This window comes from Micromonospora sp. NPDC051924 (assembly GCF_055586005.1).
In genome coordinates, this window is the sequence record NZ_JBVJJA010000008.1 from 1 (window position 1) to 14,567 (window position 14,567).

Below are 14,567 nucleotides of genomic sequence, written 5' to 3' on the forward strand. Positions count from 1 at the left end.
CGCCCCCCTCCTTCCCCCCCCCCCCCCCCCCCCACCGTCTCGTGTTCGCCCCCCCCCCCCCCCCCCCCCCCCCCCCCCCCCCCCCCCCCCCCCCCCCCCCCCCCCCCCCCCCCCCCCCCCCCCCCCCCCCCCCCCCACGGCGGCAGCGTGCGTAGGGTCAGCTCGCTCCCGATGGTGAGCTGGTCGGCCAGACGAACTCGGCGACCGCGCCACCGGTGACGGCGATCGCCCCGGCCGATGTGTGATCGTCCCAGAAGACGGTATAGAGGCCCGCCGCCAGATCCGGATACACGGCACTGTGGAGGACCCCGTCCTGGACGTGCCGCTCGCGTACGGCCGAGTGGGTGCGCGACCCGTCGCCGTCGACCCGGCTGATCTCGATCTCCCGGCCGTACAGCTCGCGGCCGGTGTAGATGATCAGTGCGCCCGAGTCGCCGCCCAGGTCGAGCACGACGCTGCCGCTCTCCGACGGCCCCAGGGTGTGCTGGTGCTGGTGCACGGCCGGTCCCTCACGACTTCTTCGCCGGCGGGTTGTCGAACCCGTCGTACGGGGTGCCGAGGAACGGGAAGTCACCGAGGAACGGCGCGGTCACGTCGGCCGCGGTGAGCCCGGGGGTGACCGCGGCGGCCGCGGCGTCCGGCTTGAAGGTCTTGTCCACCAGCGGCACGGTGAGGCCGGCGATCGCCCGCAGCGCGATGGTGACCACGTCGTCGCCGACCCGCCGGCCGTTGGGGAAGCCGGCCAGATCGCCGCCGAGCACGCCGAACCGGTCGGGCTTGCGGTTCGGGCGGATGGCGGTGTTCAGCCGCAGCATGTCGGCCTGTACGTCGCCGGTGGTGTTGGCGAACCCGTCGATCAGCCCGGCCGGGATGCCGGTGAGCAGGATCGCCACGAGATCCGCACGGGGCTTCTTCGACTTGTTCAGCGCGTCCAGGTTGGGGAAGACGCCCGGATAGAGCGCGGGCAGCAGGGTCGCCAGCTCGGGGTGCTCGACGAACTGCGCGAACCGCTTGTCCTCGCTGGGCGGCAGGGTGTTCCACAGGTCCTTTCTGGACATCGGCACGACGACCTCGTTGAACAGCGGATTTCCCAGCCGGGACACCTGGGTGAACGGGCCGGCGGCGGTGTCCGCGGCCACCCGGTCGCCGAGCACCCGGACCTGCTGGCGGGACGCCGTGGTCCACACCCCGATCGTCGCGGCCCGGTCGGCGTAGCCGTACCTGCCGGCCCTGCGGCGCACCGTGCTCAGCGGCACCTGCACGGCGATGCTGTGCACATTGGTCCGGTCCAACGCGTTGACCGGCTGCCCCTCGGTCTTGAAGAGCTTCTTGCCGGCGACGTGCAACTGCTGGAACGGCCGGAGCGTGCCGAGGTCGAAGATGGCGCCCAGGTCGACGAAGAAGCCGTCCGCCCGCTGCCCGGCGAAGACCCGCTCCCCCGTCGACAGCCGGTACGTGGCCTGCCGGACGAGGTCGTGGTATTTCGGCGTGGAGAGCGGACCCACGTTGCACGGCGGGCAGGGCAGTTTGTGCGCGAGCACCCGCTCCCGTCCGTCCGCGACCCGGGTCAACCGGTAGAACTGGCGCCGGTTCCAGTTCTTGCTGTCCAGCGACTCGATCGGCCCGGTGTTGTAGAGAAAACTGTTCGGATTCGTGATCTCGGTGGTGAATTCGAAACGATAGGTGACATCCGGATAGCCGTCGCCGTCGTTGTCGATGTGAATCTCGTACCGGACGTCGTCGCCGAACTCGAAGAAGTTCGGGCCGCCGGACGGAAGCTGCACCGGTACGTAGTTGGCGATCAACGTGACCGTGTCCGGGTGATCGGGACTGACGAACGCGTACAGGTCGGAACTGTCGGCCACGGGATCCTTGGCTATCTCCGGGGCTTCACGGTGAGAGGACATGGCGGACCACACCTTCGTCGGGAAAGAAGAGGTCGAGGGGAAGAATCGCGCCGCCCGGGGCGACGCGGGCGGCTCAGCGCCGACCGGCGGCGCGCACCAGCCGGTCCGCCAGGGCCCGGTCGCGTACCTGGATCCGGGTCGTGCCGACGAAGACGTCCATCGCGCCGGAGGCCGCGTCGCGGAGGTGGACCACGATCGGCTCGTCCCGCCGGCCCCTGACGGGCGTGTTCTGTGCGGCCGACAGGCCCGGCACGGTGAGGGCGGCGGCGCCCAGGGTGGCGCTCGCGGCGGCGGTCAACGTCTGCCGGCGGGTCAGTCGCGGCCAGGGCCGCTTCCGCTGGTCACTGGTCATGGGCAACCTTTCCGGGCCGGCGCCGCAGCGCCCGCGGTGGGCCGGAGACCCGGACGCCGCCGGGTGCCCCGAGGGGGTCACCGGCGGCGGCCCTCGCCGCAACCGCCGCCGGCATCCACTGGTACGGCCGGCGGCGGGGAAAGGTTCGACGTCAGGCGCGAACGTGACCGTACGCGGTCGTCCGCCTGCGGGCCGGCCGGCCGGCCGCCGCCGCGATCGCCCTGAGCTGCTCCTCGGTCCGGGCCGAACCGTTGCCCGACCCGGCCATCCGGGAGATGGTCTCCTCCATCAGGGTGCCGCCCAGGTCGTTGCAGCCGCCCCGGAGCATCGCCACGGTGCCCTCGTCGCCGAGCTTCACCCAGGAGCACTGGATGTTGGCGATCCGGCCGTGCAGCAGCAGCCGGGCCATCGCGTGCACCGCCCGGTTCTCCCGCCAGGTCGGCCCGGGGCGGGCGATCCCGGCCAGGTAGATCGGCGCGTTGGTGTGCACGAACGGCAGCGCCACGAACTCGGTGAAGCCGCCGGTGCGGTCCTGCACCCCGGCCAGCACGCGGAAGTGGGCGAGCCACTGGCCGGGATGGTCCACGTGGCCGTACATCATCGTGGAGCTGGACCGGATGCCCAGCTCGTGGGCCGTGCTGACCACCTCCACCCAGGCGGCGGCCGGCAGCTTGCCCTTGGTGAGCACCCAGCGCACCTCGTCGTCGAGGATCTCGGCGGCGGTGCCCGGGATGGTGTCCAGCCCGGCCTCGCGAAGCTGGAGCAGCCACTCCTTCACCGGCACGCCCGCCTTCGCCGCCGCGGTGACGATCTCCATCGGGGAGAACGCGTGCACGTGCATGCCCGGCACCCGGGCCTTGATCGCCCGGACGATGTCGGCGTACCCGGTGACCGGCAGCTTCGGGTCGATGCCGCCCTGCAGGCACACCTCGCTGGCGCCGGCCGCCCACGCCTCCTCGGCCCGGTCGGCGATCTGGTCCAGGGAGAGCCGGAACGCGTCCGCGTCCGTCTCCCGCTGAGCGAACGCGCAGAACCGGCAGCCGACGTAGCAGACGTTGCTGAAGTTGATGTTGCGGTTGACCACGTAGGTGACGTCGTCACCGACCGCGTCCCGGCGGACGTCGTCGGCGATCCGGCACAGCTCGTCCAGCGCCGGCCCGTCGGCCCCGAACAGCGCCAGCGCCTTCGCCTCGTGCGCCGGCGCGAGCAGCGCCGCCGGATCGTCGGCGACCAGCCGCAGGCCCGCGCGCAGCTCGGCGTCCACGCCACCGTTTCCGGGTACGTCCGCGCGACGGGCGAGCGCCTCGGGAGCCACCTTGCCGGCGACCTCGGCCCAGTCGCCGTAGACGCTGTCGAAGTCGCCGCGCCGATCTCCGGTCCGGCCGGTGGTGTCGATGGTGACGTGCAGGTCGGTCCGCCCCCCGAACACCTCCTCCGGCTCCTGCCAGGGCCGGCCCACCGGGCGGGCCGTCTCGACGGCGAGCCCGGTCTCCGGATCGGCGAGGGCGGTGACGTGCGGCAGCAGGCGCGGGTCCAGCCACGGATCGCCCGCCCGGACGTACTCGGGGTAGATGGTCAACCGCTCGCGCAGGGTGAAGCCGGCCCGCGCGGTACGCCGGGCCAGCTCGTCGAGCTGCGGCCAGGGGCGCTCCGGGTTGACGTGGTCCGGGGTGACCGGCGAGACGCCGCCCCAGTCGTCGATGCCGGCGCGCAGCAGCAGGTCGTACTCCCCCTCGATGAGGTTCGGCGGGGCCTGAACGCGGGCCTTCGGGCCGAGCAGGATCCGGGCCACCGCGACCGTGGCGGCCAGGTCGTGCAACTCCGCGTCGGGCATCCCGCGCATCGCGGTGTCCGGCTTGGCGCGGAAGTTCTGCACGATCACCTCCTGGAGGTGGCCGTACTCCCGCATCCGCCGGCGGATCGCGAAGAGCGCGTCCACCCGCTCGGCCGGGGTCTCCCCGATGCCGATCAGGATGCCGGTGGTGAAGGGCACGCCGACCCGGCCGGCGTCGTCGAGCACCCGCAGCCGGACGGCCGGCTCCTTGTCCGGCGAGCCGAAGTGCGGCCCGCCCGGCTCGGACCAGAGCCGGGTCGCGGTGGTCTCCAGCATCATGCCCATGCTCGGCGCCACCGGCTTGAGCCGTTGCAGCTCCGACCAGGACAGCACGCCCGGGTTGAGGTGGGGCAGCAGGCCGGTCTCCTCCAGCACCGCCACCGCGCAGGCACGCAGGTAGTCGAGGGTGGAGTCGTAGCCCCGCTCGTCCAGCCACCGCCGGGCCGCCGGCCAGCGCTCCTCCGGCCGGTCGCCGAGGGTGAACAGCGCCTCCTTGCAGCCCTGCGCGGCACCCGCCCGGGCGATCGCGAGGACCTCGTCCCGCTCCAGGTAGGCGGCGGGCAGCCGGTGCGGCACGGTGGCGAAGGTGCAGTAGTGGCAGCGGTCCCGGCAGAGCCGCGTCAGCGGGATGAAGACCTTCTTGGAGAAGGTGACCACGCCCGGGCGGCCCGCCTCGCGCAGCCCCGCGTCGCGCACCTCACCGGCGATCCGGAGCAGCTCCTCCAGCGCGTCGCCGCGCGCGGCCAGCAACGCGCTCGCCTCGTCGACGTCCAGCGCCCGGCCGGTCTCGGCCCGGCGCAGCGCCCGCCGGACACTCGCCTCCGTCGGCGCGGGCTCGGTGCGATCAACCATCCGTCCAGCCTAGGCGCTGGCAGCCCCGCCTTTGCCCGCCCCCGTCACCCGAGCCCACCTGGCGGCCCCCACCCGACCTGGCGGGGCGTCTGTCACCGAAAGAGTGGCCCCCCGGGCGTCGGGAAGCCACTCTTTCCGTGAACGTGTCGCCTCGGCCGGCGGCGCGGCGACGGGCGCCGGTCGCGGACGGGTCAGTACGGGTGGTTCGGGTCGTCCCGGTCGAAGCGCTGGGTGCGGTCACTGTCCTGCGGGGCGGGCTGGCCGAACTCGGCCGGCTGGCGCGGGATGGCCTGGGTCGGGTCCGCCGACGGCGGCTGGCCGAACGGCGGAGCCGGGTGCGGGGCGCCGAACGGCGGCGCGGACTGCGGGGCGTGCGGCGGGCCGGCGTTGAACGGCGGGGCCGACTGCGGCGAACCGTACTGGCCGGGCACCGGGTAGCCGCCCGGCTGGTTCGGCTGGCCGCCGGGGACGTATCCGCCCGGGCCGGGGGCCGGGTAGCCGCCCGGCTGGCCGGGGTGGCCACCCGGCTGCTGCGGCCAGCCCGGCTGCGGCTGCCCGTACACGCCGGGCTGCGGCTTGGGCTTGGGGACGAAGTAGAGGCGGCGCCAGATGTGGAACACCACGAACGCCGCGATCCCGAAGATGGCCAGCCAGGCCACCCGGGTGAGCAGGCCGAAGAAGGCGTCCAGCACCTCGGCGGCGGCGAGCCGGCCGACCAGCCAGATCAGCAGGGTGAGCGCGCCGAACAGGGCGGCGAACGCGTACTCGCCGAGGGCGGCCTGGGTGATCAGCTTCGCCTTGGGCAGCGCCGGGCGTACGTGGGTGGCGAGCAGCACGGCCAGCACCGGCAGCACCGCCGACTCGACGCCGACGAAGGCGAAAAAGGTGCTTCCCGCCCGACTGCTGAAGGTGCTGTAGTCGTCCATCGGCACCAGCAGCCGGAGCAGGCCGACGAAGAGCAGCACGGCGTTCGCGCCGAGCAGGACGAGCGCGGCCAGTTCGCGCAGTGGCTTGGTCACCTGGCTGGCCTGCGTCGCGTCGCCGGACGCGGGCTCGGCGGGGCTGGTCACGAACTCCCCCTGGGGACGAAAACGGACAGTTGCCAGACGTGAGCCTAGTCGCACCGGGCACCACCCGATCGACGGCCGCGCGTGCGGAAGGATGGACGCCATGCGCATCGTGGTTCTGACCGGCGGGATCGGGGGCGCCCGGTTCCTGCTCGGCGTCCGGGCGTACGCCCGGGAGGTGGGGGCCGAGGTGACCGCCGTGGTCAACGTCGGTGACGATCTGCTGCTGCACGGGCTCAAGGTCTGCCCCGACCTGGACAGCGTGATGTACACGCTGGGCGGGGGCGCCGACCCGGAGCGGGGCTGGGGCCGGGTGGGCGAGACCTGGACGGTCAAGTCCGAGCTGGCCGCGTACGGCGCCGAGCCGAGCTGGTTCGGGCTGGGCGACAAGGACATCGCCACGCACCTGGTCCGGACGACGATGCTCAACGCCGGCTACCCGCTGTCCCAGGTGACCGAGGCGCTCGCCACCCGCTGGCAGCCCGGCGTACGCCTGCTGCCGGCGACCGACGACCGGCTGGAGACGCACGCCGTGGTGGACCTCGACGGTGGCCAGCGGGCGATCCACTTCCAGGAGTGGTGGGTGCGGCACCGGGCGCAGGTCCCGACCCACCGGTTCGTCTTCGTCGGCGCGGAGACGGCGAAGCCGGCGCCCGGCGTGCTGGAGGCGATCGGCGCGGCCGACGTGGTGCTGATCGCGCCGAGCAACCCGGTGGTGAGCATCGCCCCGATCCTGGCCGTGCCGGGGCTGCGCGACGCGGTGGCCGACGGGCCGGCCCCGGTGGTCGGGGTGTCCCCCATCATCGGTGGCGCGCCGGTACGCGGCATGGCCGACCGCTGCCTGGCGGTGCTCGGCGTGGAGTGCAGCGCGGCCGGGGTGGGCGGCCTCTACGGTGGCCGGTCGGCGGGCGGGCTGCTCGACGGCTGGCTGGTCGCGCCCGAGGACGAGGGGACGGTGGTGCCGGACGTGACCGTACGCTCGGCGCCGCTAAGGATGACCGACGAGGCGGCCACGGCGACGATGGTCCGGGCCGCGTTGGAGCTGGTGTGAGACTGGAGATCCTGCCGGTGCCGGGCATCGGCGACGTGACCGAGGGCGACGACCTGGCGGCGGTGATCGCCAGCGCCGCGCCGTGGCTGCGCGACGGCGACGTGCTGGTGGTGACCAGCAAGATCGTGTCCAAGGCGGAGGGCCGCCTGGTCGACGTGCCCGCCGACGGCCCCGAGCGGCTCGCCGCGAAGGACGAGGTGCTCGCCGGGGAGACGGCCCGGGTGGTGGCCACCCGGGGTGCCACCCGGATCGTGCAGACCCATCACGGCTTCGTGATGGCCTCCGCCGGGATCGACGCGTCGAACGTGGACAAGACCCGCCTGGTGCTGCTGCCGAGAGACCCGGACGCGTCGGCCCGGGCCTTGCGGGCCGCGCTGCGCGAGCAGTACCACCTGGACGTCGCGGTGATCATCAGCGACACCATGGGCCGGCCGTGGCGCAACGGCCTCACCGACGTGGCCCTCGGGGTCGCCGGGATGCCGGCGATCCGCGACCACCGCGGCGAGATCGACCCGTACGGCAACGAGCTGCACCTCACCCAGCTCGCCGTGGTGGACGAGCTGGCCGGCGCCGGTGAGCTGATCAAGGGCAAGTGCGACCAGGTGCCGGTGGCCGTCGTCCGGGGCTACCCGGGCGTGGCCGGCACGGAGGACGGCGAGGGCGCCCGGGTCCTGGTCCGGGACGCCACGCTGGACCTCTTCTCGCTCGGCACCGCCGAGGCGAAGGCCGCCGGGCTCCGGGAGGCGGCCACCCTGGCCGACGGCCCCGGCCCGGACCCGGCCGACCCGGCCGCCGTCGACCGCGCGATCGCCGCGGTCGCCGAGGTGGTCGCGCCCGGCACGGTCTTCACCCACGTCACCGACGAGGAGGTACGCGCCGGCCTGGTCGCCGGCGTGCCGGGCTGGCCCGAGCACGCCACCGGCCTGGTGCTGGGCGCGCCGCCGACCCCGGTGGACCCGGCGGACCTGGTGCGCTTCGGCGCCGACGTGCAACGCCTGCGTACCGCGCTGGCCGCCGAAGGCGTCCCCTCGGCGCTCCTCCCGACCCCGACCGGCAGTACCGCCAGCGCCGCGCTGGCCATCTGACCCGCCCGCGGGCCCACCGGGCCCGGTCCCGCCAGCCCGGATCGCCCGGGTTGCGGCACGTCGCGCGGTCCGGGACGGTCGACGGCCCGACCTGCCGCAGGACGAGTTGACCAGACACCTCCGACGGCACCGGGCTGACACACTTCGGCCGCCTCGCCGGGGAGCCGCATCGACAGATCGCCGAGGTGGCGGCGTCCGGGCCGGTCCGAGGCCGCCAGGTCGGCGAAATAGCGGCCTCGGCGGTGGGCGGGGCGGGTCAGGCGTCGAGGACGGCGCGGCCGAGAGGCGTCAGGGTGTGCAGGACGGTGTTGCGGTCGCGGTGGCTGACCAGGAGGCCGGCGTTGCGCAGCACGCTGGCGTGCTGGCTGGCCGCGGCGGCGGAGATGCCGAGCCGGCGGGCCATTTCGCCGGTGGTGCAGCCGTTGTCGGCGGCAGCCAGCACGGCGGCCCGGGTCCGGCCGATCAGGGCGGCAAGCGCCTCCCGGTCGCCGTCGTCCGCATCGCGGGAGGTCGCGAGTCCGCCGAGCCGGTCGACCGGGTAGACCAGCACCGGGGGCAGCTCCGGATCGAGGAGCGCTACCGGGGTCCGGGCGCAGAAGAAGGACGGGACCAGCAACAGGCCACGGCCGTCGAGGCGCAGCTCGCGGGTGTCCGGGTAGTCGAGCACCTCGAGGACGCCGTCCGCCCACCGCATGCTGGGCCGCAGGCTGGCGAGCAGCCCCTCGGGCCCGCCGTCGAGCATGGCCCGGGCCCGCCGTGCCCGGTCGGCCTCGACCGAGGCCTGGATCCGCGACCAGTACGGGGCCACCGCGAGCGACTGGTAGCGCGCCATCGAGTCGGTGAGGTGGCGCAGCACCTCGGGCTCGCCACGGGCCAGCGCGTCGGCCGGGGAGGGCAGGCTGTTCTCCTCGGCCAGCAGAGTGAGGTCGCGGCGCAGCATGCCGACCGGGGTGCCGCGGACCGCCGCCAGCCCCGCCTCGAACCCGTCCCGCGAGGCGTACGGGGTGAGGAAGTCGGGGAAGTAGCCGCGGGGCGGGTTGAGGGCGAACAGGAGCCGGAACCGCTCGGCGTCGCTCTCCGTACGGAGTGCGCCGGCCACCGCCCGCCGCCATTCGAGCAGCAGCGGCTCCCGCCCGCGGCCTTGAAGCAGGTGCAGGCTGAGGACCAGTTCCCAGACCGGGTCCGCGGCGGGGGCCACCCTGGTCCGCAGGATGTCCTCGCTCGAGAAGATGACCTTCAGCATGGAGCGCTCTCCCGGGGGCAGGCAGAGGGATTGCCCGCCTCCACCTGGCACTGTACCCGTTGGCACTAATCTCCACTTTTAAGCGTGGGCTGAAAAACCTCGACGGCGCCCGGGCGGATTCGGCAGACTACCGGTGCCCGTCGGAGCCGGAGGTGACCCCACCGGTCCGGGGCTACCGGGAGATCGGGGCACGGGCGACCGGGCGGCACCACGAGGGTCTGCGGCTTCCTCCGCAGGGGTGTCACCGGTCGCCCCCCGGGACCGGCCGGCTCAGCCGATCCAGAGCGCCACCCGGTGGTCCTCGTCGGTCACGTAATAACAGCTCCCGTCCAGCTCGGCCAGCCCCTCCACCTGGTGGAAGGGCGCCAGCTCGGCCACCAGCTTCCCCGCCACCCGGGCGTCCGGCGTGGGCTCCCACCGGAAGGCGACGTGCCGCGAGGTCACCTCGCCGCCGTGCGGATGGTCGTCCAGCAGCACCGAACCCTTGCCCAGCGCGTCGATCGAGCCGATCACCGCGGCGTACCCGCCGTCGGGGATGGCGGCGATCGCGCGGAAGCCGGTCAGCGTGCCCGGTGGGGTCACCCCGGTCAGCGCGTACGCGCCCACCGCCCGGGGCCAGCCCCGGTCGCTGCCGAACATGTCGGCCACCCCGGCCAACTCGACCAGGATCGGCTCACCCTCGGCGGTCATCGGGAAGCGCAGCCCGAGCAGCACCGTGCCGGCCGGGGTGAACGCGGCCGCCTCGACGTTGACCGGCAGGTCGTCCGCGGCGAGCCGGGTCACCCAGCTCTTGGCCCGGGCGGTGCCGCGGGCCAGCGTCTCCACGATGAACCGGTCCCGCACCCGGTCCCCGGTCGGCAGCGTGCTGAGCGGCGCGGCCGCGAGCGCGTCGTTGATCGCCCGGTGCAGCCGGAACCGGTTGCGCACCACCTGCACCGGCAACGTGCCGGCGGCGGCGTCCTCCTCCCGGAACCGGGCCACGAACGCGCGGCGGGGCCGCAGCGGGCCGGCCTTCGAGCCGAAGTGCGAGCCGAAGACGTACACCCAGCCGTCGTGGTGGGCGAGCGCCTCGCCGTCCTCGGTGCGGCCGTTCTCCGGGCCGGCGTCGGCGGCCACGTGGTGCGCGACCCACCCGCCGTCGGCCCGCTCCAGCAGCAGCGCCAGGCAGCGTTCCACCGGCCCCTCGTCCAGCACGGTCCAGAAGCCACGCCGGGCGTTGTGGGCCCGCAGCAGCGCCGCGGAACGGACCGGCAACAGGTCGCTGGCCTCGTTGCCGGCCACGACGAACTCCACGAGTCGCAGGGTCACCCGGCCAGGGTACGGAGCGGCCGCTCGTAGAGTGTCGGGGTGCACACCGACCTGGGGACGTACGCCGACCTGCACGCCGACGCCACCGCGGTGCTGAGCCGTTGGACGGCGACCAGCCCGGCCGCCGCCGCGAACCGGGACCGGACCCTGGAGCTGCTGGCCGCCGGCCCGGTGGCGCTGAGCCGGGCGCACCGGCCCGGGCACGTCACCGCGAGCGCCCTGGTGCTCGACACCACCGGGGAGCGGGTGCTGCTCTGCCTGCACGGCAAGTTCCGCAAGTGGGTGCAGCTCGGCGGCCACTGCGAGCCCGGCGACCCGACCCTGGCCGCCGCCGCGCTGCGCGAGGCGACCGAGGAGTCCGGCATCGCCGGGCTGGTGGTCGACCCGGCGCCGATCGACGTGGACATCCACCCGGTCTCCTGCCACGGCGGCTCGCTGCACTACGACGTCCGGTTCGTGGTGCTCGCCCCGGCCGGGGCGATCGAGCGGGTCAGCGACGAGTCCGAGGCGCTGGGCTGGTTCCCGCCGGACCGCCTCCCCGACCCGCTGGCCGACGGCACCGCCCACCTCATCCCACCGGCCCTGGCCACCCTGACCCGCCGCCACCCCACCGCCGCCACCCCCGGTCCATCCTGATCATGAGGTTGACGGCGATGTGGATCTCCACAGGTGCCGCCAACCTCATGATCGACGTGACGGGTCAGACCAGGCCTTCCTCGCCGCGGTCCTTGAGCTCGTCGACGACCTTCTTGACGTCCTGGGCGCGGTCGCGGGGGCAGACCAGCAGCGCGTCCGGGGTGTCCACGACGATCAGGTCGTGCACCCCGACGGTGGCGACGAGGCGGCCGGACTGCGTCACCACCACGGTGCCGGTGGTGTCGTGCAGCAGCACGCCGGGCTTGCCGTCGCCGCCGAGCACCACGTTGCCGTGGGCGTCGGCGGGGAGCACCTCGCCGAGGGTGTGGAAGTCGCCGACGTCGTTCCAGCCGAAGTCGCCGGGCACGGTCGCCACCCGGCCCGCGGTCGCCGCGCCCTCCATCACCGCGTAGTCGACGGAGATCTTCGGCAGGGTCGGCCAGACGGTGCCCAGGACGTCGTCCTGCTCGGGGGTGCCCCATGCCGCGGCGATGGCGGTGATCGCGGCGTGCAGGGCCGGCTGCTGCCGGGCCAGCTCGGCGAGGAAGACATCCACCCGCCAGACGAACATGCTGGCGTTCCAGAGGTGCCGGCCGGAACGGACGTAGACCTCGGCCACCTCGGCGGCCGGCTTCTCCTTGAACTCGGCCACCGGGCGCAGCGGGCCGCCGCCCACCGGGTCGCCGGTCTCCAGGTAGCCGTAGCCGGTCTCCGGCCGGGTCGGGGTGATGCCCACCGTCATCAGCAGCCCCTGCTCGGCGCCGACGATCGCCTGCCGGACCACCTCGGCCCAGCGCGCCGGGTCGCCGATCAGGTGGTCGGCGGCGAACGATCCCATCACCGCCGCCGGGTCGCGCTGCGCGATCACCGCCGCCGCCAGGGCGATCGCCGCGCAGGAGTCCCGGGGCGAGGGCTCGACCAGGATGTTCTCCTCCGGCAGGCCAGCCAGTTGCCGGGCCACCGCCGCGACGTGCGCGGCCCCGGTGACCACCAGCGTGCGCTCCGGTGTGGTCAGCGGTGCCAGCCGGTCCACCGTTGCCTGCAGCAGCGAGGCCGGGGTGCCGGTCAGCGGGTGGAGGAACTTGGGATGGCCCGCACGGGACAGCGGCCACAACCTTGTGCCACTGCCTCCCGCCGGGATGACGGCGTAGAACATCAGCACATCATGCCCGAAGCGGGCGAGCGGTCACGGATGGTCGCGCCGACCCGCAGCGGACGTTCAGGCGCGCGCCCGGCTCCAGGCGGCGATGTGCACCTCCGCGCTGGACTCCCAGGTGAACTCCTTGGCCCGGTCGAAACCGGCCTTGGCCAGGGCGAGCCGGCGCTGCTCGTCGTCCAGCAGGGCGGCCAGGTCGGTGGCGATCTGGTCCGGGTCCTCGCTGGTGTACGCCACGGCGTCGCCGCCCACCTCGGGCAATGAGAGCCGCGGCGTGGTCAGCACCGGGGCCGCGCATGCCATCGCCTCCAGGATCGGCAGGCCGAACCCCTCGCCGTACGACGGGTAGGCGGCGACCAGCGCGCCGCCGAGGAAGCCCGGCAGGTCGGCGTAGCGGAGGTAGCCCGGGCGGAGCAGCCGCAGGTGCGAGGGGACCTCGGCCACCGCCCGGTCGATGTCGTCGTCGTGCCCCTGGCCACCGGCGATCACCAGAGCCGGCGGGTTCTCCCGGTCGGCCACCGCGCGGGCCCAGCCCCGGATCAGGTTGGGTACGTTCTTGCGCGGCTCCTTGGCCCCGAGGAAGGCGATGTAGCTGCTGCTGCCCAGGCCGAGGCGGGCCCGCACCCGGGCCTTCTCCTCCTCGCTCGGGGCGTGGAAGGCGGCCTGGTCGACCCCGTGGTAGGCCACGTCGATCCGGGTCGGGTCGGCGTCCAGCAGCCGGATCAACTCGTCCCGGGTGGCCTTGCTCGGCACGATCACCCGGTCGGCGCGGCGCAGCGAGGTCTTGATCGCGCTGCGGAAGAACGTCCGGCGGGACTTGTCGTAGTGCTCCGGCTCGGTGAAGAAGGTCGCGTCGTGCACGGTGACCGTCACCGGGCAGCCGGCCCGCAGCGGGCAGGTGTAGAAGGGCGAGTGCAGCACCTCGGCGCCGACCTGCTGGGCCAGCAGCGGCAGGCCGGTCTGCTCCCAGGCGAGCCGGGCCGGGCGGTGCGCGACCGCCGCCGGGGCGGGGATGACCTCGGCCCCGGGCAGCATCCGGGTGTAGCGCTCGAGGTCGGTGCGGAGGCTCACCACGGCCAGGTCCACGGCGGACCCGCAGACGCCACCGAGCGCGCCGAGCAGGCCGTCGACGTATCTACCGACGCCGCCACGGTCGGCGGGGACACTCGTGGCGTCGATGAGCACGCGGGGCGGGCGACCGGCGGTCACGGGGCGACTCCTCAGGCTGGCGGGTCTGTGGGGAACAACACTGTCGGCAAGCCTACGCCGGGCCGGGGTCCCGACGCTGACTGCGACCCGACGGTACGCCGACTTGTCGTTGTCATCGAGTACGGACCCGGACCGCGTATCGTTCGCGCCGATGGCCGACAACATTGCCCGGGTGTTCGCCGACGCGATCGCGACCGATCCCACCCGACCGCTGCTGACCTGGTACGACGACGCCACCGGCGAGCGCACCGAACTGTCCGGCGCGACCTGCGCGAACTGGGTGGCCAAGACGGCCAACCTGATCGTCGACGAGGTCGGCCTCGGGCCCGGCGACACGGCCGCCGTGCTGTTGCCCCCGCACTGGCAGACCGCCGCCGTGCTGCTCGGCTGCTGGTCGGCGAAGCTGACCGTGGTCGACGCCCCGGGCGACGTGGACGTGCTCTTCGCCGCCGCGTCGAGGGTCGACGCGGCAGACCGGTGGTCGGCCGGGGAGCGGTACGCGCTGGCGCTGGACCCGTTCGCCCTGCCGATGCGGGCGGTGCCGGCCGGTTTCGCCGACTTCGTCTCGGCGGTACGCGGGCACGGTGACCACTTCACCCCGTACCCCCAGGGTGGCGAGGCGGACGCGGCGCTGCTGGCCCGCGCGGAGGCCCGGGCCACGGAGCTCTGCCTCACCCCCGGCGACCGCATCCTGGTGGACACGACCACCTACCCGGACCCGGTCGACTGGCTCCTCACCCCGCTCGCGGCCGACGCCACCCTGGTCCTCTGCGCCAACCTCGACCCGTCCCGCCTCGACTCCCGCACCGCCACCGAAAAGGTCACCCGCACCCTGACCTGACCCACCCCACCCCACCCCACCCCGGC

At 74.1% G+C, this 14,567-nt stretch carries 13 protein-coding genes; 4 read left to right on the forward strand and 9 right to left on the reverse strand.

Annotated elements, in window-relative coordinates:
• Window positions 1-157: 157 nt before the first annotated feature.
• The 5 genes from ACZ6S5_RS08460 to ACZ6S5_RS08480 all read right to left on the reverse strand — a co-directional run bounded on the left by ACZ6S5_RS08460 (window position 158) and on the right by ACZ6S5_RS08480 (window position 6,015).
• Window positions 158-499 carry a phospholipase gene (locus ACZ6S5_RS08460; RefSeq protein ID WP_465999111.1) on the reverse strand — a complete coding sequence of 114 codons (342 nt, stop codon included), beginning with the start codon at window positions 497-499 and terminating at the stop codon, window positions 158-160.
• A 10-nt stretch (window positions 500-509) separates the two neighbouring features.
• Window positions 510-1,907: a DUF4331 domain-containing protein gene (locus ACZ6S5_RS08465; RefSeq protein ID WP_465999113.1), complete on the reverse strand. Its 1,398-nt coding sequence runs from the start codon at window positions 1,905-1,907 to the stop codon at window positions 510-512.
• A 73-nt stretch (window positions 1,908-1,980) separates the two neighbouring features.
• Window positions 1,981-2,259, reverse strand: a complete 279-nt coding sequence (locus ACZ6S5_RS08470; RefSeq protein ID WP_465999115.1) for a hypothetical protein — start codon at window positions 2,257-2,259, stop codon at window positions 1,981-1,983.
• Window positions 2,260-2,410: 151 nt separating this feature from the next.
• Window positions 2,411-4,945: a bifunctional FO biosynthesis protein CofGH gene (locus ACZ6S5_RS08475; RefSeq protein WP_465999117.1), complete on the reverse strand. Its 2,535-nt coding sequence runs from the start codon at window positions 4,943-4,945 to the stop codon at window positions 2,411-2,413.
• 191 nt (window positions 4,946-5,136) lie between these two features.
• A complete protein-coding gene (locus ACZ6S5_RS08480) occupies window positions 5,137-6,015 on the reverse strand; it encodes a hypothetical protein (protein ID WP_465999119.1) in 879 nt (292 codons plus the stop codon).
• Window positions 6,016-6,115: 100 nt separating this feature from the next.
• On the opposite strand from ACZ6S5_RS08480, the gene cofD reads away from it, so the two are divergent.
• Both cofD and ACZ6S5_RS08490 read left to right on the forward strand, forming a co-directional pair.
• Window positions 6,116-7,063: a 2-phospho-L-lactate transferase gene (cofD, locus tag ACZ6S5_RS08485; protein ID WP_465999121.1), complete on the forward strand. Its 948-nt coding sequence runs from the start codon at window positions 6,116-6,118 to the stop codon at window positions 7,061-7,063.
• A complete protein-coding gene (locus tag ACZ6S5_RS08490; protein WP_465999123.1) occupies window positions 7,060-8,148 on the forward strand; it encodes a coenzyme F420-0:L-glutamate ligase in 1,089 nt (362 codons plus the stop codon). Before cofD ends, ACZ6S5_RS08490 begins: the two co-directional genes overlap by 4 nt.
• Before the next feature lie 256 nt (window positions 8,149-8,404).
• Here ACZ6S5_RS08490 and ACZ6S5_RS08495 read toward each other — a convergent pair whose 3' ends face one another.
• On the reverse strand, window positions 8,405-9,391 hold the full coding sequence (locus ACZ6S5_RS08495) for a winged helix-turn-helix domain-containing protein (RefSeq protein ID WP_465999125.1): 987 nt from the start codon (window positions 9,389-9,391) through the stop codon (window positions 8,405-8,407).
• A gap of 270 nt (window positions 9,392-9,661) precedes the next feature.
• On the reverse strand, window positions 9,662-10,699 hold the full coding sequence (locus tag ACZ6S5_RS08500) for a hypothetical protein (RefSeq protein ID WP_465999127.1): 1,038 nt from the start codon (window positions 10,697-10,699) through the stop codon (window positions 9,662-9,664).
• A gap of 39 nt (window positions 10,700-10,738) precedes the next feature.
• Here ACZ6S5_RS08500 and ACZ6S5_RS08505 point away from each other — a divergent pair, with 39 nt between their 5' ends.
• Window positions 10,739-11,335: an NUDIX hydrolase gene (locus ACZ6S5_RS08505; protein ID WP_465999129.1), complete on the forward strand. Its 597-nt coding sequence runs from the start codon at window positions 10,739-10,741 to the stop codon at window positions 11,333-11,335.
• A 64-nt stretch (window positions 11,336-11,399) separates the two neighbouring features.
• On the opposite strand, the gene ACZ6S5_RS08510 is transcribed toward ACZ6S5_RS08505, so the two are convergent.
• Entirely contained in the window at window positions 11,400-12,491 is a 1,092-nt protein-coding gene (locus ACZ6S5_RS08510) for a mannose-1-phosphate guanylyltransferase (protein ID WP_465999131.1), read from the reverse strand.
• A 63-nt stretch (window positions 12,492-12,554) separates the two neighbouring features.
• Window positions 12,555-13,700 (reverse strand): glycosyltransferase family 4 protein, encoded by a 1,146-nt coding sequence (locus ACZ6S5_RS08515; RefSeq protein ID WP_465999132.1) that lies wholly within the window; start codon window positions 13,698-13,700, stop codon window positions 12,555-12,557.
• 151 nt (window positions 13,701-13,851) lie between these two features.
• On the opposite strand from ACZ6S5_RS08515, the gene ACZ6S5_RS08520 reads away from it, so the two are divergent.
• Window positions 13,852-14,541, forward strand: a complete 690-nt coding sequence (locus ACZ6S5_RS08520) for a TIGR03089 family protein (RefSeq protein ID WP_465999134.1) — start codon at window positions 13,852-13,854, stop codon at window positions 14,539-14,541.
• Window positions 14,542-14,567: the final 26 nt, after the last annotated feature.